This window comes from Kitasatospora sp. NPDC001660 (assembly GCF_053596725.1).
This window is the reverse complement of sequence record NZ_JBSFGU010000030.1, coordinates 74,689-93,975: the sequence shown is the minus strand read 5'-3', so window position 1 is coordinate 93,975 and position 19,287 is coordinate 74,689. Positions and strand designations below refer to the sequence as shown.

Genomic DNA, 19,287 nt, shown 5'->3' with positions numbered 1-19,287 from the left:
CCCGGAGGCCTGTTCGCCGGGGCCGCCGAGGGCTTCGCCGTGATCGACACCGGCAACTACTACCCGAAGGAGCGCGACGGCCTGATCGCCGAGATTCCCGGCACCCCCACAGCCGGTCGCGTCAGGAGTCCTGCGACCAGAGGTCGCAGTTGTGCTCGTCCGCCAGGTCGACCGTCCGCGCCCCCTCGCCCGGCGCCAGGCTGCGGGCCTCGCCGCCGTCCTCGTCGAACTGCTGCCACGGGTACCCGGTGGCGGCGAAGTGCGTCCACGAGTGAATCATGCGCTCGGCGAGCCGTTGCTGTCCCGGGTCGAGCGTCGTGGGCAGACCGGCGACGTCGAACAGGTAGGGCAACTCCGAGGCGTGGTAGGCCCCGTAGGGGAAGCCCGCCGGGAGCCCGGCCGACACGGGAGCGCTGCGGTCGGCGAACTCGTAGGCGTACACAAAGGTGTGACGGGCGAGCAGACGGTCGCTCGCCAGCGTCGGGCATGACCAGATCCGGTCGGTGGCGACGGTCGCCCACGCGACGGCGGGGGAGGGGTAGTCGCTCGCCGGGTACCGCTCGGCGACGGCGTCGGCCCGGTCACCGAAGCTCTGCGCCAGCAGGTCGTGGTAGCCCTGCTCGGTCATCGGATGCCCCAGGTTCAGGACGGCGGCGAAGCCGCGGTGCTCGTCGCGCGTGCCGCCCTGGAGCACCGGGACGCGCTGGAACCGGCCGTCCCGCAGCGCCTGGGCCGGTTCGGCGGGAAGCAGTGGCGTGTCGTACGCGGGTTTGACGAACTGCCCGAGGTGGTCGACCAGTTGGGCGGCGGGTTTGCGCCGCAGGCAGTCGACATCGGTGCAGTCGAGGGCGGTGCCGAGCGCACTGCCCGCCGACTCGACGGCGGCCCGGCTGGTCCACGGCGAGCCGGCCGGCATGGTCGGCCAGAACAGCGCCTTCGGGTAGTCGATGAGGCAGGAGCCGCTCTGGATGACCGCCTTGTCGAACAGGCCCGCAGCGGAGGGCGAGGTGAGCTGGGAGCACACGCTCATCCCGCCCGCCGACTGCCCGGCCAGCGTGACGTTCCCGGGGTCGCCGCCGAACGCGGCGGCGTTGCGGCGCACCCAGCGCAGCGCGGCCTGCTGGTCGGCGAGGCCGAAGTCGCCGGAGCCGGCGAGGCCCGGGTAGCCGAAGTACCCGTAGATGCCGAGCCGGTAGTTGACCGTCACCACGACGACGTCGCCGTCGACGGCCATGCGGTGCGGGTCGTAGTCGCTGCCGGCGCCGCCGGTGAAGCTTCCGCCGTGCAGCCAGACGACGACCGGGCGGTGCTTGGCGCCTTGCGGGGCGGTGACGTTGAGGTAGAGGCAGTCCTCGTCGCCGGTCGTACCCTGCGGGCAGCGGTTGCCGGGCGCGGTCGCGTCGCGCGGGCCGGACCACGGTATGACGGGCTGCGGGTCGCGCCAGCGCAGGTCGCCGGTGGGCGGGGCGGCGTAGGGGATGCCCTGGAACGTGCGGTACCCGTTGTGGGCGCTGCCGTGGACGCGTCCGGTGTCGGTGGCGGCGATGGGGTCCGCATCGGGCGCTGCGGCTGAGGCCGGCGCGGCGGGCAGGGCGAGCGCGGTGAGTAGCGCGCCCACGAGGAGCGCGGAGAACTTTGGCATGTTCGGAGACCTTCCGGGTCGGAGGCATGGGTTGGATGCATGGCTCGGAAGAGAAGCTCGGAATCCTGGCCGAGCACCCCGATGATACAGATGTATCACGCGGTGGTGATAGGGGATTCCGACCACAAAACAGGCCGCCCGCTCGGATCGAGCGGGCGGCCTGGGGAGGTTGACGGGGGCTCAGACCTCGCCGAATTCACCGGCCTGGACAGCGCAGACAAACGACCGCCAAGCCTCGGTCGGGAAGACGAGTGTGGGACCCTGGGGGTCCTTGGAGTCGCGGACCCTGCCCGGGTGCGCGTCATCCACCTCGATGCAGCCGCCACCGCCGTTGCCGACGTGAACCCGGGCGATCTCCTCCTCGCCGGGCTCCACGTAAGTTCCCTGGCCGCCGGGGGATTTGCTGCCGTGGAACACGCCGCGGCGGTCACCGGCCCAAGACTTCCGGGGAGCCCCGGCGGCCCGGCAGCGGGTGGCGTACGCTCCTGCACGACCCGGACGTGGGCCCCGAACCGCCACGCAGGAAGTCGGTCGGGCCGACTTCCTGCGACGGGGGCGCCTCCGCCATGGTCCGGCTCCGTGCCCAAAACCGGCGGGCTGGCTGACCCAATCATTCATTCGACTGACGGACCCAATCAGGCTCGGCGGATTTGATGAGACCTCCATTTTACAAGGGGCGGATTCCGCCGCCGATCCCGAACGTGGCTATTGAAACGTCCCTCCGGTCCTTCGGGAGCGAGGGCCGGCCGGTTTCAGGAAGTCGACCAGGCCGACTTCCTGCACGCAACCATGAAAGAGCTCAGTACCCGTGCACTTAAGTCCACGACCTGGAGCAGCGGTTATGGAAAGGCCGGGCCGCCCTCCGCGCGAGGACGGCCCGGGGTGGTGCTCAGCCCAGCGCGCGGCAGAGCAGCGCGTCCGGCACGCCGTAGTGCAGCCAGCGCCAGGTCATCGCCACGCCCGCGACGTACTCGCCCGCGGCGCACTGGCCCTTGTAGTAGCCCGGGGCCCAGTCGCTGGCAGCCGAATCGGCGCCCGTCGACGCCTGCGGCCGGTTGTCACCGTGGTCGAACCACAGGACGCGCCCGGTCGTGGGCAGCGTGCCGGTCGCCGGTGCGCACAGCAGGGCCGCCATCGCATTGCTGTGGACGCTGTAGCCGACGGCGAAGTCCCCGTTCGGGCACTGGAGTTTGTTGTAGCCGGAGGCCCAGTCGCCGTCCGTGACGTAGCGCTCGTCGGTCACCGCGACCCAGTCTCCCGCCCCGGTGCCCGGCTGCCCGGCGTCCGTGCACAGGCCGCGGCTGTCGCTGCGCCCGAGGCCGATCAGGCGCTGCCCGTCCGGGCAGTTCCCCTTGCGGTTGCCGCTGCTCCAGTCCGGCAGGTCGAGCATGCGGCGGGACACGTTCTGGTCGGCGTGGTCGAGGTCGAGCATGTTCCAGTGCGGTGCGTCCGCCACCGGGCCGGTGTACGAGGGGGCGGTGACCAGCCGGTTCCAGTCGTCCGCGCGCCAGTCGCCCGGGTCCTCGACGCTGAGCCGCCGCCCGGACCGGTCGTAGTGCAGCAGCGCCCAACTGTCCTGCGGGACACCATTGTTGTGCCAGCCGACGAGCGGCCACACGGCGAAGTCGGTGTCGTGTGCGGCGAGGATCGCGGTGAAGTTGTCGAACCAGGCGTGCTCCTTGGCGTCCGTCGAACCGCGTCCACCCGCGCCGAACTCGCTGATCCAGACCGGCGCGGTGAAGTGCTGTCCGGTCCGGGTGGCGAAGAGGGCCTCGTCGTCCACGGCCGCGGCGAGCTGCTCGGGCGTGAAGTCCTGGTAGCGCGGGTCGCCGGTGGCGCCCAGTCCGCTGCCCGCGCCGGTGTTGGCCGGTCCGGTGTAGGCGTAGAAGTGTGCCGAGTAGACCAACTTGCCGGAGTCGACGAGGGTGTTGGAGAGCGTGGCCACCGGCGTGAGCATCGGCCGGCCGTGCGGCAGGCCCGCCAGCGGGATGCCCTGCCAGTTGATGCCCTCCATGATGATCAGCAGATCGGGGTCGGCCCGGAGGATCCGGTTGCCCGCCTCCTCGAACGCGGCGTACTCGTCATGGCCGTCGCCCATGCCCCAGTTGGGGTCGTCCCAGGTGTCCCGCCGCACCTCGTTGCGCAGGTCCGCGCCGACGACGCGCTTGTTGTCGCGGTACCGGTTCGCCATGAACAGCCAGTCGTCCTCCCACTGCTGGGTCGACTGGCTGCTGTTCCAGCGCTCGTTGCCGTCGAGCCCGCAGCAGAACCGGTACGTGGTCGTGTGGTTGTTGAGGATGACGGCGAACCCGTCCGAGGTGAGGGCCGAGACCACGGCGTCGTACACCTGGAGCGGTGTGCTGCCGCGCAACTGGGGGTTGGCGGCGACGGCGGCGTCCGGGACGGCGGTGCCGTCGTGGATCATCGCGTCCGCGAACGGCAGCCGCACGCTGTTCAGTCCGAGGCTGTGGAAGCCCGCCAGGATCTCCGTCAGTGGCGCCCGGTCGAGCCCGAGCGGCAGGTTGTACGAGACCTGCCCGGCCTGGTTGTTCGCCGGGTCGTTCGGGTCCCCACTGCCCTCCCAAGTGCCCTGCGCCCCGGACCAGTTCCCGGACCGCAACTTGAAGCGGTTCCCGCCGGCGTCGACGACGTACCGCCCCCGGGTGCTCAGCGGTCCCGTCCAGGAGGCCGACAGTTGCGCGCCGGTGAGCGCCACCGGCGCCGGCACCACGGCGGCCGAAGCGGCCGGGGGCGGTGCAACAGCCAATGCACACAGAGTCGTTGCGAGCGACAGCAAACGTATCGCGAGTCTTCTCATGGTGATCCCGACGTGGTGAGGGTGATGGAGACCGGACGCTGGTGGTCCTCCACCTCACTTCCCCTGTTTGTGACGGTCATGCCATGCGTCGCCCCCACCTCGTGCACGTGGTGTCCCCGCCGCCCCCTACGATGACCGCCATGAATGCACCGGGGGCGGAGAGACGCCTCATCGACGGCCGGTTCGACCTGCTCCAGCAGCTCGGCGGCGGAGGCATGGGCCTGGTCTGGCGGGCCCTCGACACCGCGCTGCAGCGCGAGGTCGTCCTCAAGGAGGTCCGCCCGCCGGACCCGGCCACGGCCGCCGCCGATCCGGCCATGGCGCGGGAGCTGCGCGAGCGCGTCCTGCGCGAGGCCCGGGCGCTCGCGCGCCTCCAGCACCCCAACGTCGTGGTCATCCACCACATCGTCGACACCCCCGAACACCCGCACCCCTGGCTCGTCATGGAGCTCGTCTCCGGCGGCAGCCTCGCCGACCGCCTCGGCCAGGGCCCGCTCGGCGTCGCCGAGGCCGCCCGGATCGGCCGCGGCGTCCTCGCCGCGCTCCGCGCCGCCCACGCCGTCGGCATCCAGCACCGCGACGTCAAGCCCGGCAACGTCCTGCTGCGCCCCGACGGCACCCCGGTGCTCGCCGACTTCGGCATCGCCGCGATCCAGGACGCCACCGCCCTCACCGCGACCGGCGCGCTCATAGGCTCGCCCGAGTACATCGCACCCGAACGCCTCCGCGGCCAGGAGGGCAACCCCTCCTCCGACCTGTGGTCGCTCGGCATGATGCTGTACGTCTCGCTGGAGGGCTACCACCCGCTGCGCCGCGCGAGCACCCTCGCGACCCTCGCCGCCGTCCTCGACGAGCCGCTCCCGCCCCCGCACCGGGCCGGCCCGCTCGGGCCGCTGCTGTCCGCCGTGCTCGCCAAGGACCCGGCGGTGCGCCCGGACGCCGAGCAGTTCGACCGGATGCTCGCGGCGGCCGAGCACGACTTCCCGACGCCCCCGCCGATGACGGTGCAGACGACGAACCTGCGGCCCGGGCCGCCGCCGATGGACGTCGTCCCGTCGGGCCCGGTCACGGCTCCGACCCCGGCTCCGGCCCCGTCGCGGCGCAGCCTCGCGCCCCTCGCCGTGGCGGCCGTCGTCGTCGGGCTCGGCTACGGCGGCCTGAACTGGTACATGCACCAGGGCGGCAGCACCGCGGCCCCCTCGACCACGGTCACGGCCGGGACGAAGGTCTCCGCGGGCACCGGCGCCACCCCGGCAGCCGTCCCGCCCTCCGGGCTCGCGCTGCCGTCCGTCGCCCCCGAGACGCCCGCCGCCAAGGTGGACCTCCTCACCCCCGACGGCGTCCGGAAGGTGGTGGACGCCCTGCACCCGTTCGCGCCGAACGGCATGGTCTGGGAGCTGACCATCTACCCCGAGTACGCGATCGCGAGGGTCCCCGTCGCCGGCCAGCCCAAGGGCTACGACCGCATCGAGTACCGCGACGGCGAGTTCACCAAGGAGGCCGTCGCCGGGAGCGGTTCGATCATGCCCACCGACAAGCTCTTCGATCTCGGCCAGTACAACTGGGACCTGCTCCCCGGCCTCCTGAAGAAGGCCCAGGACAGCATCAACGTCCCCCAGCCGACGTCGCGTTACGTGGTTGCCGAATCCGACATCCTCGACCAGGCCCCTGCCCTCCTGGTCTACCTCGGCGACGACTACGGCGACGGCTACCTCGAAACCGACCCCAAGGGCAACGTCATCCGCACCTACCCCAAGGGCTCCTGACCCCGTCGGCGGGCGCCGGGGCCGTCAGAGGTTGGTGAGCTGGTCGCCCTTGGCGTCCTGGAGGACGTGGTCCACGCACACGGCGAGGACGAGCAGGAGGAGCGCGTCCTGCGGGTAGAGGACGTCGACGGCGTAGGCGTCGCGGACCGTGAACCAGCGGCGGGAGATGTGGGCGAGGGTCGTGCCCTCGTGCTGGATGTCGAACTCGCGGTCCCACAGGTTGCCCGCTATCCGCAGCCGCCGGCCGTCGGCCAGGCGCACCTTGAAACGGTCGCCGAACAGGGAGAACATCTTCTTGCTGATCTTGGCCGTCACCGCGCCCTCCTGCTTGATGAGGAGGGTGTGGTGGATCGTGAAGGCCTTGCGGACGATGCTCGCGACGTGCTCGCCGCGGGTGTCGACCAGGGCGAAGGTCCGCCGCAGCCGGAGGAACTTCCGGTTGACCCGGTAGAGCCTCTCCCGGTGCTCGGTCTCGATCCAGGCCTCCTCGTGGAAGGCGAACATGCGGTCGCGGACCAGGTAACGCATCTGGCGAATCCCCCCGTGCTGATCGTGTCCGCCGGCCCTGCGGCGCGGCGCGCACAGAGCGTAGCGGCTGATCGGTGCGGGGGACCGCGAGGGGGTGGGCCTTTACCGGTCCCAGAGGTTCGGCTGGGGGTTGATGCCCTGCCCGTCGATGTCCGCCCCCCACTCGTCCTCGCCCTCGGCGCCGGTGCAGTAGCCGACGCCCTCCACGTGTCCGCCGGCCGCGTGGCACTGTTCGGCGGTGACATCGCGCCGGGCGGCCGAGGCCGGGGCGGCGGCGCCGGTGGCGAGGAGGGCGGCGGCGACGGTCAGGGCCGCGCGGCGGATCAGTGTGGTGTGCATGTGGCCAACGACAGCACGGCGCCACGGGCGCGGCGAGTCCGATGCCTCCGTTTCGCCGACGGGTCCGGTGACCGGTCAGGCGTCGCCGCGCCGGGGCTGGCGCGGCAGCGGGAGGGTGAGCGCCTCGCGGGAGCCCCGCGGCAGGGCGAGTGCGGAGACGGTCTCGGCGGGCAGGTCGCGCAGGCCGAGCATCGCGGTGGCGAGGCGGGCCGTGGCGCGGTGCCAGTCGGGGATGCGCTGGAGCATCGCGTGACCGCTGCCGGTGACGGTGTAGCCGCAGACACGGGCGCCGGCGGCGCGGCTGCGGGCGGCGAAGGCGTGGGTGTCGGCGGGCGGGGTGACGGTGTCGCGGTCGCCGTGCAGCATCAGCACGTCGCGGTCGGCGAGGTGCTCGCACGGGTCGTCGGCCGGGCACCAGGGGGCGAGCGCGACGAGGCCGGTGACGTTCGGGTGGCCGCCCGCGCGCAGCGCCGCCCGGCCGCCCATCGAGTGCCCGATCAGGACGGTCGGCACGCCGCCGAGCTCCTCGCGGAGCTCGTCGAGGGCGACGAACGCGTCCCGGGCGGCGTCGGCGCGCTCGTCGTTCCAGCCACGGTGGCGGTAGCGGACGGTGCCGATGGCGATGCCGGCCCCGGCGGTGTCCCGGCGCAGCGCGCGGAGGAAGCCGTGCATCCGGAGCAGCGGCAGGTTGAGACGGCCGGGCCGGGCGAGGTTGCGCTCCTCGCCGCCGTGCAGCACGAGGACGGCCGCACCGGGCCGCTCCGGCCGGACCCGCCAGTGCAGCGCCCGGTGCCCGCCGGGCAGCGGCCCGGCCGCCGTGTCCGCCCGACTGGTCGAGTCGTCGTCGACGCCGGCCCTGATCGTCCCGCTCACTCCGCGTCCTCCCAGCCCCCCGCGCCCTTCGTCCGTGGACCGCCAACTGTACGCGCGCTGACGTCCCCGGTCGCCGGTGCGTCGCGCGGAGCCCGGTTCACCCGGGGGGATCAAGCCGCAGGAGCCTGGCACCGGAACGAAAAGCCCTAAGCGGGGAGCAGCCCGTGCTCGCGGACCAGCCAGCAGATCGCGGTGAGCCGTCCGACGGCGAAGTCGTACCCGACCGGCTCCCGCCAGCCGATCTCGGCGAGCGCGTCCAGGAAGCCGAGCGCGTACTGCGACAGTTCCTCGCGGTCCAGGGGCCAGGGCAGCAGCTCCGGCCCCTGCGCGTACAGGAGCTCGCGCAGTTCGGCGGCGTGCTGGTCGACCGTCGCGACGAAGCCGGGCTCGAACGCGAACTCGGCCAGCCGCGGCGTGAAGGCGGCGACGATGCCCGGCAGCGGGCAGCCGGCCGGTTCGTCGGGGAAGCGGCCGAAGGACTCGTCGGAGGTGGCGAACATCCGTCCACGGTAGGCGAACCCGGGGGCGGGAGCGGCGAGCGGTGACGGTTCCGTGCTGAGACCTTGGCCACCTCGCGGACACCTCGTGCATTGGCCGGTTCCGTCGCGTGACCGGCGGGCCGGCGGTACGAGAATGGCCCTCATGGATCTTCGAATCTTCACCGAGCCCCAGCAGGGTGCGAGCTACGAGACCCTGCTGACGGTCGCCCGCGCCGCCGAGGACCTGGGCGCGTTCAGCGCCTTCTTCCGCTCCGACCACTACCTGAGGATGGGCGGCGTCGACGGCCTGCCCGGTCCCACCGACGCCTGGATCACCCTGGCCGGCCTCGCCCGCGACACCAGCACCATCCGCCTGGGCACCCTGATGACCGCCGCCACCTTCCGGCAGCCCGGCGTCACCGCGATCCAGGTCGCCCAGGTCGACGCGATGAGCGGCGGCCGGGTCGAGTTCGGCCTCGGCGCCGGCTGGTTCGAGGACGAGCACCGCGCGTACGGCATCCCCTTCCCGAAGGAGCGGATCGGGCGGCTGGAGGAGCAACTGGAGATCATCACCGGCCTCTGGCGGACCGAGCCCGGCGAGAGCTTCGACTTCGCCGGCCGGTACTACACCCTCACCGACTCGCCGGCCCTGCCCAAGCCGGTGCAGGAGCGCATCCCGGTGCTGGTCGGCGGGCACGGGCCGAAGCGCACGCCGGCCCTGGCTGCGCGCTTCGCGGACGAGTTCAACCTGGCGTTCTCCTCGATCGAGGACACCGAGGCGCAGTTCGGCCGGGTGCGCGTCGCCGCCGAGCGGGCCGGCCGCCGGGCGGACGACCTCGTGTACTCGGCCGCGCAGGTCGCCTGCGTCGGGCGCGACGACGCCGAGGTGGCCCGGCGGGCCGCCGCGATCGGCCGCGAGATCGACGAGCTGAGGGCGAACGGCCTGGCCGGCACCCCGGGGGAGGTCGTGGAGAAGATCGGCCGGTACGCCGCCGTCGGCACCGGGCGGATCTACCTGCAGATCCTCGACCTGCACGACCTCGACCACCTGGAGCTCATCGCGACCGCCGTCGCCCCGCAGCTGGACTGACCGGTATCCCCGCACCCGCTCTGACCACGGCTCTTTACTCCCTCTTGGGAATGCGCGATGCTCCAGGTGGAGGAACGGCAGGGGGAGGCCCGGTGACCAGGACGCGAACGGGGGAGGCGGCGGCACCCCGGGTGCCGCCGCCCCGGTCCGCCCCCGGGGCGCTGCGCCCCCACGGGCTGCACGACCTGCGCAGCGCTTCCGCCCCGGGGGTGCTGCACTACCCCGCGGGCGACCTCCTGGTCGTCTCCGGCCTGCCCGGCAGCGGCAAGAGCACCCTCATGCGGCACAGCATCCGTGCCCCGCTGATCGACTCCCAGCAGGTCCGCGAGGAGTACGCGGCCCGCCTGCCCGCCCGCCTCCCGTACGCGCTCTACCGCCCGCTCGTCCGGCTCGCCCACTACCGGCGGCTGCGGCGCGCCGTGCTCGACGGCGGGCCGCTCGCGGTGCACGACTGCGGCGCGCTGCCCTGGGTGCGGGCCTGGCTCGTCGCCGCCGCCGGGCGGCAGGGGCGGCGGGTGCACCTGCTGCTCCTCGACGCCGACGCCGACACCGCGCTCGACGGCCAGCGGGTCCGCGGGCGGGCCGTCTCCCGGTACGCCTTCGCGCGGCACCGCGCCGCCGCCCGTCGCCTGTACGAGGGCCTTGGCGCGGGGGAGCGGCCGGCCGGGTGTGCGTCGGCCGTGGTACTCGACCGGGCCGCCGCGCGTGCCCTGCGGGAGATCGTCTTCGTGGCGTCGTAGTCTCGGCGAGTCCGCGCGCGGCCGGCCCCGGCCCGGCCCGGCCGTAGCAGCCGGCGCCCCGTCAGATCCCCTCGTCAGGAGCGCAGATGCGCCGTTCCGTTCGGGTGCGCTCGCGTGCCCTCCGCCTGTTCCCCTGCGCCGCCGCGCTCGTCGCGGCCGCCGGCCTGGGGCAGGTCAGGGCCCCGGCCGCGCACATCGCCCCGGTGGCCGCCTCCGCCGCCTCCGCCGCCTCCGCGGCGTGCGACGGCACCGACGCCGCTGCCCGCCGGCCCGCCGGGAGCGACGGCGGGCGGGACCCGAACTCCGTCACCGCCGCCCAGGCCCAGGCCATGGACGACGACCTCCGCTCCCACCTCGCCCAGCTCGCCGGCTCACACGCCCTCGGTGGCACCACGACGATCCCGGTGTACGTCCACGTGATCCACGCGGGCGACACCGGCCGCCTCGCCGACGCCACCGTCGCCGCCCAGGTCGACCACCTCAACGCGACCTACGGCGGCCAGGGCGAGGGCAACACCCCGACCGGCTTCCAGTTCGCGCTGGCCGGCACCGACCACACCGACAACTCCGACTGGTACTACGGCATGACGCCCGGATCCGCCGCCGAGCGTGCGATGAAGAGCCGGCTACGCAAGGGCGGTGCCGGCACCCTCAACCTCTACACGGCCAGGCTCGGCCAGTCCCTGCTCGGCTGGGCGACCTTCCCCGACCTCTACCGCTCCGACCCGACCGACGACGGTGTCGTCGTGCTCGACGCCTCCCTGCCCGGCGGCTCGGCCGCCAACTACAACGCGGGCTCCAGCGCCACCCACGAGATCGGCCACTGGCTCGGCCTCTTCCACACCTTCCAGGGCGGCTGTCTGCCCCCGGGCGACTACGTGGACGACACCCCGCCCGAGCGCAGCCCGGCCTACGGCTGCCCCGAGGGCCGTCACACCTGCCCGGGGCTCGGCCTCGACCCGATCCACAACTTCATGGACTACAGCTACGACTCCTGCATGACCCAGTTCACCCCGGGACAGGTCCAGCGGATGGCCAACTCATGGGTGGCATACCGGAGTTGATTGAGCCTGGGGCGGCCTGCGGCCGGCGGCGCGCAGCCTGTGGTCCGCCCGGCGTGGCGCCGCCCGGCGTTATGCCCGATTTGATCTAGGTTGGCAGGGAAACCGTTACCCGAAAGGAGCAACGCCATGACCGGCATCCCCCGGATCGTCGTCGGTGTGGACGGATCGCCCGCCTCCGAGCAGGCCCTGCGGTGGGCCCTCGACTACGCGAGGGCCGTCGGAGGCAGCGTCCACGCGGTCGCCGCCTGGGAATACCCCGCGTTCTACGGCTGGGCCGGGACGAGCGTGCCGCCCGACGGGTTCAACCCCGAGGACATCGCCGGGACGACCCTCGCCGAGTCCGTCGCCAGGGTGGCCGGCGACGCCCCCGGCGTACCGGTCAACCAGAGCGTGATTCCGGGCAACGCCACGGGGGCGCTGCTGCAGGCGGCCCACGGCGCCGCGCTCCTCGTCGTCGGCAGTCGCGGCCTCGGCGGCTTCTCCGGCGCGCTGCTCGGCTCCGTCAGCCGCCACGTCACCGAGCACGCGCCCTGCCCGGTCGTCGTCATCCGGGAGGGCCAGGTACCCGCCCCCGGCGAGGGGTAGGCACCCGGCCGCCGCATTCGGCCGCCGCACCGGGCCGCCGCGCGGGGCAGGATGGACTCATGCCAGAAGGTGACTCCGTCTACCGCGTGGCGGCCCTGCTGCGCGACACCCTCGCCGGGGTGCGGCTCACCGCCGCCGACCTGAGGGTTCCCGCCCACGCCACCGCCACGCTCGCCGGCCGCTGGGTCCTGGAGGTCGCCCCGCGCGGCAAGCACCTCCTCACCCGCCTCGAAGGCGGCCTCACCCTCCACACCCATCTGCGGATGGACGGCCGCTGGGAGGTCTACCGCCCCGGCGAGCGCTGGGCCGGCGGCCCCGCCTGGCAGATCCGCGCCGTCCTCGCCACCGAGCGCGGCACCGCCGTCGGCTACCGGCTGCCCGTCGTCGAACTGCTGCGCACCGCCGACGAGGAACGCGCCGTCGGCCACCTCGGCCCCGACCTCCTCGGCCCCGACTGGGACCCGGTCGAAGCCGTCCGCCGCCTGCTCGCCCACCCCGGGCGCCCCCTCGCCGAGGCCCTCCTCGACCAGCGCAACCTCGCCGGCATCGGCAACGTCTACGCCAACGAGCTCAGCTACCTCGCCGGCGTCACCCCGTGGACCCCGATCGGCGAACTCCACAGCCCCGACCGGCTCGTGGAGCGCGCCCGGGAACTCCTCGACGCCAACAAGCTGCGCCCCGGCCACATCACCACCGGCGACACCCGCCACGGCCACCAGCACTGGGTCTACGGCCGGGCCGGCCGCCCGTGCCCGCGCTGCGGCACCCTCGTCCTGACCGCCCGCCAGGGCACCCCGCCGCAGGACCGCGTGGCGTACTGGTGCCCGTACTGCCAGCGCGGCCCCGCGCCGGAGGTCCGCAGCGCCGGACCGCGCACGCCGGGCCGTCGGCTGGGTGCGTGATCAGGCGTGGGGAGACCGGCCGCCGGGCGATCGGCCGCTGGGCGCTCAGTCGCGCTCGACCAGGGCCGGGCGGCGGGGGTCGTCGACGCGGACGGTGACGTCCGCGGCCTCGGACGGGGCCGTCTCGTCCTCGTAGCGGGCGAAGGCGGGCAGCGTCCACCGCTCGTCGGCGGGCGTGCGGCGGGCGAGCGCGGCCGGGGTGAGGGCGAGGTGGACGGTCAGCTCCAGCGGCAGCCAGCGGCCGAGCAGCAGCGCGCCGTCGAGCAGCAGCACACCGCCGGGCGGGAGCCGGGTGTACGGCGCGCGGGTGGAGCGGTCCGTCACCGGGTCGCGCAGGGACGGCAGGACGCGGCCGGTGCCGCCCGGCTCCAGCGGGTCGAGGACCTCGCGCAACAGTGCGCCGTCGTCGAGCCAGAGGTCGTGGAAGGCGTCCGCGTCCTGCTTGCCGTACTCCAGGCGGACGGACGCCGGGCGCAGGAAGCCGCTCGCGGACACCCGCAGGGTGGGGCGGCCGCGCAGCCGCAGCGGCTCGACCAGGGCGTCGGCGAGGTCCCCGGGGCGGGCGGCGGGGGCGCCGTCGACGGCCACCCGCAGCCATCGCCGCCCGGCGCCGGGCAGGGTGGTGATCCGGTCGGCGAGGTGCTCGGCGAGCCGTTCGGGGGAGATCGGGCGTACCTGCACCGGGGCCGCCTAGACCGTGGCCAGCGGGAGCGCGTGCAGGACGTCGTCGTGGCCCGCGTACAGGCACTTCGCGTCGGCGGCGAGCGACCACACGTCCTTGCCGGGACCGGAGTCGCGGAAGGTCCAGAGCGGCCGGCCCGTCGCGGCGTCGATCGCGCACACGCCGCCGCCGGCCGGGCCCGGCACGTAGACGACGCCGCCGACCACCATCGGGTGGCTGCGGGTGTCCAGCAGGAACGGCAGCCTGAGTGACCAGAGCGCGTCCGGGGCGGTCTCGGCGTGGGCGGTGACCAGGCCGTTGTCGCGCGGGAGGTAGATCGTGCCGCCCGCGGCGACCGGGGTCAACGCGCGCCAGTTCTCGCCGCGGGCGGGGGCGAGCGTCCAGAGCTGCGCGCCGGTGGCCGGGTCGAGGGCGCACAGGCCGCCGGAGCCGTCGGGAACGTGGACGGCGCGCTGCCCCACCGTGCACCAGCGGAGGTTCTCGTGCCCCGGCGCCGTCCAGCGCTGCCGGCCGGTCGCGGCGTCCCGGACGACCAGCTCGGTGCGGCCCTCGGGGGAGCGGACGGAGGCGATGACGCCGGTGGGGTCGGCCGAGGGGGCGAGCAGCTTCTCGCCGAGGTCGGCGGGGGAGGCCCAGAGGAGCGTGCTGTCCGCGATGCGCACCGCGAAGGTCTTCTGCCCCGGGACCCCGCCCCCGGGCGGGGTCCGGCCGTAGGCGGTGCCGTAGAGGGCGGTGCCGTCGCAGCCGGCGAGGACGACGTCGTCGGTGACGGCCTCCGGCAGGGCGACGGTGAGGTCGGCGGCGGGGTCGGCGAGGTGGCGGCCGTCGATGTGGCCCTGGGAGGTCGTGAACACCCGGTCGCCGCTGATCACCACCCGGGCGGAGGTGGCGTCGTCGCCGTAGTTCCGGTCCGGGGGCGCGAGACGGAGCAGGCGGGTGGGGGCGCCGGTGGCCGGGTCGAGCAGCTGGAGGCCGGCGCTCGTGACGTAGAGCGGCCGGTTCGGACGGGCGGTGAGCCGCTCGGGCGTCATGGCCTCGGGCCCGCGGTACGTCCACACCGGGGTCGGCCCGGAGACGGCGACGGGCGGCGGCGTGGTCGGCGCCGGTGCGGGCGCGGGCCGGTCCGCACCTCGGCGGCCGAACGCCCACACCGCCCCGCCGGCGGCCAGCACCCCGGCCCCGGCCAGCAGCCGGCGCCGGCTCAGCCGGGGCCCGTCACCACCTCCGCCGACCACGTCGCCGGGGGCCCCGCCGCCATCGCCCCCGTCCTCCCCGTCCCACACCCACGCGGCCTCCTGGACACCGCGCTCGGACGAGGACGACTGCATCCTGACAACCTACTTCCCCCGGGGCAGCCCTCGCGGTGCCGATCACCCGGAGGATATCGAACGGCACTCGAACCGTCCGTCCCCGCACCGTGGTCCGCCGCCGGGGCCCGGTGGGCGGGGTGGCTTCGCCTTGACACCGTTCGGGGCCCGGCGTAGCAAAAGAGCATGCGCCAGGGTGTGCACGCCGGTCCGCACGGGCCGCACCGCCCCAGGGAGCCCGATGCCGCCGCCGGGGCGGTGCAGGAGCGGGACGCCCTGTTGGCGGGCGCCGTCCGGGCCGCGCTCGGGGCGACGGGGGCGTACGGGGCGATGGTGTACCTGCGCTCGCGGGACCGGCGCTCGCTTGTGCTGTGCACGATCGCCGGGGTGCCGCTGTCGATCGTGAGCGCGTTCCGGCGGGTCGCGGCGGCCGGGCCGCTGCCGGTGGCGGTCAGCTTCCGCACCAGGCGGACGATCACCCTCGCCGACACCGAGGACACCATGCGGCGCTTCCCGCAGCTCGCGGTCGGCATGCCGTACGACTTCGCCTCCGCCTACGTGCCGGTGACGGCCGGCGGGGAGCGGTTCGGGGTGCTGAGCGTCCTGTGGGCGGCCTCCGACGAGGGCGTGCCGCACGGCGCGCCGCGCCGGCTGCGGTCGGTCGCGGAGCGCCTCGCGGCCGGGCTCGCCGGGCTGGCGGCGGCCGGGCGGGCCCGCGAGCCGAACGGGGACACCCCGGTGGTGGAGCTGCCCGCGCCGTCCACGCCGACCACCCGGGTGGGCCTGTTCGACTGGAACGTGGCCACCGGCACGCTCGCCGCCGACGAGCAGTTCCGGGAGATCCTCGGCTTCGCACCCGGCGAGTTCGACGGCCGGGTCACCTCGCTCACCGCCCGGATCGCACCGGGCGACCTGCCGGAGTTCCGGGCCGCCGTCAAACTTGCCCTCGACCGCGGCGAGGTGCTGGCCGCCTGCCTGCGCGTGCTCGGCCGCGACGGCCGCCCGTACCCGGTGGAGCTGTGGGCGCGCGTGCCGAAGACGATCGAGGAGCACGGCCCCCACCTGGTCGGCGCCGTTCTGGACACCCACACCCTCACCGCCGCCGCGGCAGCCGTCGAGCGACTGTGCGAGGGCGTCTTCTCGCTCGACCCGGACGGCCGCATCACCTACGCCAACCGCGGCGTCGAACCCCTGCTCGGCGCGGCGCGCGAGGACCTGATCGGCCACCTCCCCTGGGAGGCCATGCCCTGGCTCGCCGACCCCTTCTACGAAAACCGCTACCGGGCCGCGATGATCTCCCAGCAGCCCACCGCCTTCCTCGCCACCCGCCCGCCGGACGGCTGGCTGGCCTTCTCCCTCTACCCGGACGCGCACGGCCTCACCGGCCGGGTGGTCGCCGCCGAGGCCCCGCCCGGCGCGGCCGGACCGCCCGCCGCCCCGCCGCGCGGCGCCCGCCCCGGCGTGGGCGACACCTACCACCTGCTCCAGCTCGCCAGCGCCCTCACCGAAGCCGTCAGCGTCGCCGACGTCTGCCGGGCCGTCGCCGAGCAGATCCTGCCGGCCTTCGGCGGCCAGGAGCTCGCCATCTACGCCGTCCGGGACAAGCGCCTCCACCTCGTCTCCCAGACCGGTTACCCCGACGGCTTCCTCGACCGCTTCGAGGGCACCCCCACCAGCGCCCGCATCCCCGGCGCGGAGACGCTCAGCACCGGCACCCCGATCTTCTTCGAGAACGTCGGCGAACTCGCCGCCGCCTACCCCGGCCTCGCCCTCGACGAGATGGGCGCCTGGGCCTTCCTCCCGCTCATCGCCTCCGGCCGACCCGTCGGCAGCTGCATCCTCGGCTTCGACGAGCCCCGCCGCTTCACCGTCGAGGAGCGCGGCCTGCTCACCGCCCTCGGCGGCTTCATCGCCCAGGCGCTGGAGCGCGCCCGCCTCTACGACGCCGAGTTCGCGCTCGCCCGCGGCCTCCAGCAGGCGCTGCTGCCGCACCGGCTGCCCGACGTGCCGGGCGTGCGCACCGCCGCCCGCTACCTGCCCGGCACCCAGGGCATGGAGATCGGCGGCGACTGGTACGACGCGATCGTCACCGGCGCCGACCTCACCCTCGTGATCGGCGACGTCGAGGGCCACAGCGTCGGCGCCGCCGCCACCATGGGCCAGCTGCGCAGCGCCGTCCGCGCCTTCGCCAGCGGAGGCGAACCGCCCGGTCGCGTCCTCGCCCGCACCAACCGGCTGCTCCTCGACCTCGACCCCGGGCTGCTCGCCAGCTGCTGCCTGATCCGGCTCACCCCCGCCGACGGCACCGTCCGCATCGCCCGGGCCGGGCACCTGCCGCCGCTGCTGCGCCGCCCCGGCGGGCGGGCGGAGGCGCTGGACGTGGCGGGCGGGCCGCTGCTGGGGGTGGACGACGGCGCGGAGTACCCGGTCAGCGAGCTGCACCTGGCGGCCGGCTCGGTGCTCGCGCTGTACACGGACGGGCTGGTGGAGGACCCCGCGGTGCCGATCGACCAGGGCATAGACCGACTGCGGGTCGTGCTCGGGCAGGGCGGGCGGAACGAGGGGCCGGAGGCGCTCGCGGACCGGGTGCTGCGGGAGGTCGGCTCGACGCACCGGGTGGACGACGTCGCGCTGCTGCTCACGGAGTTCCGCGGGGCGGTGCGGCGGTGACCCGCCCCGGGGCGACTTTCGTCGGCCGGTGGCGCTACGAAGGGTGACGGCGGCGGGTACGTGCGTCCGGTTAGCCTCGGACGGGTGAACGCGATTGCACGGGCCTGCACGAAGGCGGTACGGACGGCGCTGCCCGGGCCCTGGGGCCCCTGGCCGGCGGTGCGCGAGGCGGTGTTCGCCCTGCTGCTGGGCGGGACGGCCATCCTGCTGGAGGCGCTCGGCCGCACCGGCTTCGCGGTGCCGGTCGGGATCGTGACCCTGCTGCTGTTCCTGCTGCGGCGGGCCTTCCCGGCGAGCGTCCTGCTCGTGACGGCGGCCGTGGCCGGCTGGGCGCCCGGGCCGCTCCCGCTGCTGGTGGTGGCGGGCTGGGCGGCCGGCGCCCGGGTGCGCCGGGTCGGCGCGCTGGTCGCGACGTTCGTCGCCAGCTGGGCGCTGTTCACCGCGACCGGGGTGCTGAAGGACGCCGGCTCGATGTCGCCGAAGGCGATCGTCGCGATCTCGCTGGGCGGCTTCCTGATCACGGCGGTGCTGCCCGCGCTGTGGGGCCGCTACCGGGCGCAGCGCCGCGCGCTCATGGACGCGCTGCGCGAGCGCAACGACCAGCTGGTGCGCGAGCGCGTCATGGTGGTGCACCAGGCGCGGCTGCGCGAGCGGCACCGGATCGCCCAGGACATGCACGACAGCCTGGGCCACCAGCTCGCGCTGATCTCCGTGCACTCGGGTGCGCTGGAGGTGGACCGCACGCTCACCGACCGGCAGCGCGAGGCGGTCGGCGTGCTGCGGCAGGCGGCGGTGGCCGCGATGCGCGAGCTGCGCGAGGTGGTCGGCGTCCTGCACGACGAGTCGACGGCAGTGCCGGCGGCGCCGGCCCCCGCTGGTGCCTCCGGCGGCCGGGGCGGGGTGGACGGGATCGAGGGGCTCGTCGAGTCCTCGCGCGCCGCCGGGGCGGAGGTGTCGTTCGCCGAGGAGGGGGAGCAGCGCCCGTCGGCCGCCGCGGTCGACCACGCGGCGTACCGGATCGTGCAGGAGGCGCTCACCAACGCGCACAAACACGCTTCCGGCGCACCGATCGCGGTCGCGCTCCGGTACGAGCCGGACGCGCTGGTGATCGAGGTCACCAACGCGCGTGCGCCGGAGCCCGTGGGTGCGCGCGCCGGGGCGGGGCAGGTGGTCAGCGGCGGACAGGGCCTGACCGGCCTGCGGGAGCGCGCCCGGTTGGTCGGCGGCATGGTGCACGCCGGGGCGACGCCCGACCAGGGCTTCCGGCTGGCGGCGATGCTCCCGTACGAGGGGGCGGCGGACGGCGCGGGCGACGGCGGGGAGGGTGTCGCCGGGGTCGAGGAGTGGGTGCTGGAGGGCCTGCCCTCCGTCGAGGACGGCGGCCGGCGGCGCAGTCCGGCGCTGGGCTGCGCGGTCGGCGTGGTGGTCGTCGGCCTGACCCTGCTGGGGCTGCTCGTCTGGGGCCTGTGGACGTTCGTCCAGGCCAGCGACGACGCGACCGTGAAGAAGGAGGTCTACGACGGGATCCAGGTCGGTCAGTCGGAGGCGGACGTGGTGGGCCGGCTGCCGCACGGGAGCGACTGGCTGACCGAGGGCTTCGACAAGGGCGGGCCGCCCGTGCCGGCGGGCTCGCACTGCGTGTACTTCCAGTCCAGCGATGAGAGCGACAGGTTCGGCGAGGACAACGCGGTGCGGTTCTGCTTCGCGGACGGGGTCCTGGTGGACAAGGAGCACTACCTGGTCAAGGAGTGACCGGGCCGGGATGTGAGGATGGTGTTGCTGCCGATTCAGCACCGTTCGAG

The 19,287-nt window shown here is 74.6% G+C and carries 17 protein-coding genes and 1 pseudogene; 9 read left to right on the top strand and 9 right to left on the bottom strand.

Translation table 11 applies throughout. The features are described 5' to 3' along the window. Nucleotides 1–96, top strand: a pseudogene (locus ACWCXH_RS27570) (NADP oxidoreductase); the annotation flags it as partial. A gap of 25 nt (nucleotides 97–121) precedes the next feature. On the opposite strand, the gene ACWCXH_RS27565 reads toward ACWCXH_RS27570, so the two are convergent. The 3 genes from ACWCXH_RS27565 to ACWCXH_RS27555 all read right to left on the bottom strand — a co-directional run bounded on the left by ACWCXH_RS27565 (nucleotide 122) and on the right by ACWCXH_RS27555 (nucleotide 4,460). Then, the gene (locus tag ACWCXH_RS27565; RefSeq protein WP_449804171.1) at nucleotides 122–1,642 is read right to left on the bottom strand and encodes a carboxylesterase/lipase family protein; all 1,521 of its coding nucleotides are present in this window, start codon (nucleotides 1,640–1,642) and stop codon (nucleotides 122–124) included. A 180-nt stretch (nucleotides 1,643–1,822) separates the two neighbouring features. After that, a complete protein-coding gene (locus ACWCXH_RS27560) occupies nucleotides 1,823–2,059 on the bottom strand; it encodes a DUF397 domain-containing protein (RefSeq protein ID WP_449804170.1) in 237 nt (78 codons plus the stop codon). A gap of 472 nt (nucleotides 2,060–2,531) precedes the next feature. Next, nucleotides 2,532–4,460, bottom strand: a complete 1,929-nt coding sequence (locus ACWCXH_RS27555) for a glycoside hydrolase family 5 protein (protein ID WP_449804169.1) — start codon at nucleotides 4,458–4,460, stop codon at nucleotides 2,532–2,534. Between the two features lie 140 nt (nucleotides 4,461–4,600). Between ACWCXH_RS27555 and ACWCXH_RS27550 the strand changes: the two genes are divergently transcribed. Then, nucleotides 4,601–6,226, top strand: coding sequence for a protein kinase domain-containing protein (locus ACWCXH_RS27550; RefSeq protein WP_449804168.1), 1,626 nt, complete (start codon nucleotides 4,601–4,603; stop codon nucleotides 6,224–6,226). Between the two features lie 24 nt (nucleotides 6,227–6,250). Here the strand turns inward: ACWCXH_RS27550 and ACWCXH_RS27545 are convergent, their stop codons facing one another. The 4 genes from ACWCXH_RS27545 to ACWCXH_RS27530 form a co-directional block, all read right to left on the bottom strand. Next, nucleotides 6,251–6,754, bottom strand: coding sequence for an LURP-one-related/scramblase family protein (locus tag ACWCXH_RS27545; protein WP_449804167.1), 504 nt, complete (start codon nucleotides 6,752–6,754; stop codon nucleotides 6,251–6,253). Between the two features lie 102 nt (nucleotides 6,755–6,856). Continuing rightward, nucleotides 6,857–7,093, bottom strand: a complete 237-nt coding sequence (locus ACWCXH_RS27540) for a hypothetical protein (RefSeq protein WP_449804166.1) — start codon at nucleotides 7,091–7,093, stop codon at nucleotides 6,857–6,859. Between the two features lie 75 nt (nucleotides 7,094–7,168). Next, the gene (locus ACWCXH_RS27535) at nucleotides 7,169–7,966 is read right to left on the bottom strand and encodes an alpha/beta hydrolase (protein ID WP_449804165.1); all 798 of its coding nucleotides are present in this window, start codon (nucleotides 7,964–7,966) and stop codon (nucleotides 7,169–7,171) included. A gap of 146 nt (nucleotides 7,967–8,112) precedes the next feature. Then, nucleotides 8,113–8,466, bottom strand: a complete 354-nt coding sequence (locus tag ACWCXH_RS27530) for a DUF6401 family natural product biosynthesis protein (RefSeq protein WP_449804164.1) — start codon at nucleotides 8,464–8,466, stop codon at nucleotides 8,113–8,115. A 142-nt stretch (nucleotides 8,467–8,608) separates the two neighbouring features. On the opposite strand from ACWCXH_RS27530, the gene ACWCXH_RS27525 reads away from it, so the two are divergent. The 5 genes from ACWCXH_RS27525 to ACWCXH_RS27505 all read left to right on the top strand — a co-directional run bounded on the left by ACWCXH_RS27525 (nucleotide 8,609) and on the right by ACWCXH_RS27505 (nucleotide 12,826). Beyond that, nucleotides 8,609–9,535 carry an LLM class F420-dependent oxidoreductase gene (locus ACWCXH_RS27525; RefSeq protein WP_449804163.1) on the top strand — a complete coding sequence of 309 codons (927 nt, stop codon included), beginning with the start codon at nucleotides 8,609–8,611 and terminating at the stop codon, nucleotides 9,533–9,535. 92 nt (nucleotides 9,536–9,627) lie between these two features. Then, complete coding sequence (locus ACWCXH_RS27520) at nucleotides 9,628–10,275, top strand: AAA family ATPase (RefSeq protein ID WP_449804162.1); 648 nt, start codon at nucleotides 9,628–9,630, stop codon at nucleotides 10,273–10,275. Nucleotides 10,276–10,361: 86 nt separating this feature from the next. Then, nucleotides 10,362–11,339, top strand: a complete 978-nt coding sequence (locus ACWCXH_RS27515; RefSeq protein WP_449804161.1) for a zinc metalloprotease — start codon at nucleotides 10,362–10,364, stop codon at nucleotides 11,337–11,339. 126 nt (nucleotides 11,340–11,465) lie between these two features. Continuing rightward, nucleotides 11,466–11,924: a universal stress protein gene (locus ACWCXH_RS27510; protein WP_449804160.1), complete on the top strand. Its 459-nt coding sequence runs from the start codon at nucleotides 11,466–11,468 to the stop codon at nucleotides 11,922–11,924. 59 nt (nucleotides 11,925–11,983) lie between these two features. Next, complete coding sequence (locus tag ACWCXH_RS27505) at nucleotides 11,984–12,826, top strand: DNA-formamidopyrimidine glycosylase family protein (protein ID WP_449804159.1); 843 nt, start codon at nucleotides 11,984–11,986, stop codon at nucleotides 12,824–12,826. A gap of 45 nt (nucleotides 12,827–12,871) precedes the next feature. Here the strand turns inward: ACWCXH_RS27505 and ACWCXH_RS27500 are convergent, their stop codons facing one another. Further along, the gene (locus tag ACWCXH_RS27500) at nucleotides 12,872–13,507 is read right to left on the bottom strand and encodes a uridine kinase (RefSeq protein ID WP_449804158.1); all 636 of its coding nucleotides are present in this window, start codon (nucleotides 13,505–13,507) and stop codon (nucleotides 12,872–12,874) included. A gap of 9 nt (nucleotides 13,508–13,516) precedes the next feature. Then, nucleotides 13,517–14,836 (bottom strand): outer membrane protein assembly factor BamB family protein, encoded by a 1,320-nt coding sequence (locus ACWCXH_RS27495; RefSeq protein ID WP_449804157.1) that lies wholly within the window; start codon nucleotides 14,834–14,836, stop codon nucleotides 13,517–13,519. A 165-nt stretch (nucleotides 14,837–15,001) separates the two neighbouring features. Here ACWCXH_RS27495 and ACWCXH_RS27490 point away from each other — a divergent pair, with 165 nt between their 5' ends. Together ACWCXH_RS27490 and ACWCXH_RS27485 are read left to right on the top strand one after the other, a co-directional pair. Beyond that, complete coding sequence (locus ACWCXH_RS27490; protein ID WP_449804156.1) at nucleotides 15,002–17,485, top strand: SpoIIE family protein phosphatase; 2,484 nt, start codon at nucleotides 15,002–15,004, stop codon at nucleotides 17,483–17,485. A gap of 84 nt (nucleotides 17,486–17,569) precedes the next feature. After that, complete coding sequence (locus tag ACWCXH_RS27485) at nucleotides 17,570–19,237, top strand: sensor histidine kinase (protein WP_449804155.1); 1,668 nt, start codon at nucleotides 17,570–17,572, stop codon at nucleotides 19,235–19,237. Nucleotides 19,238–19,287: the final 50 nt, after the last annotated feature.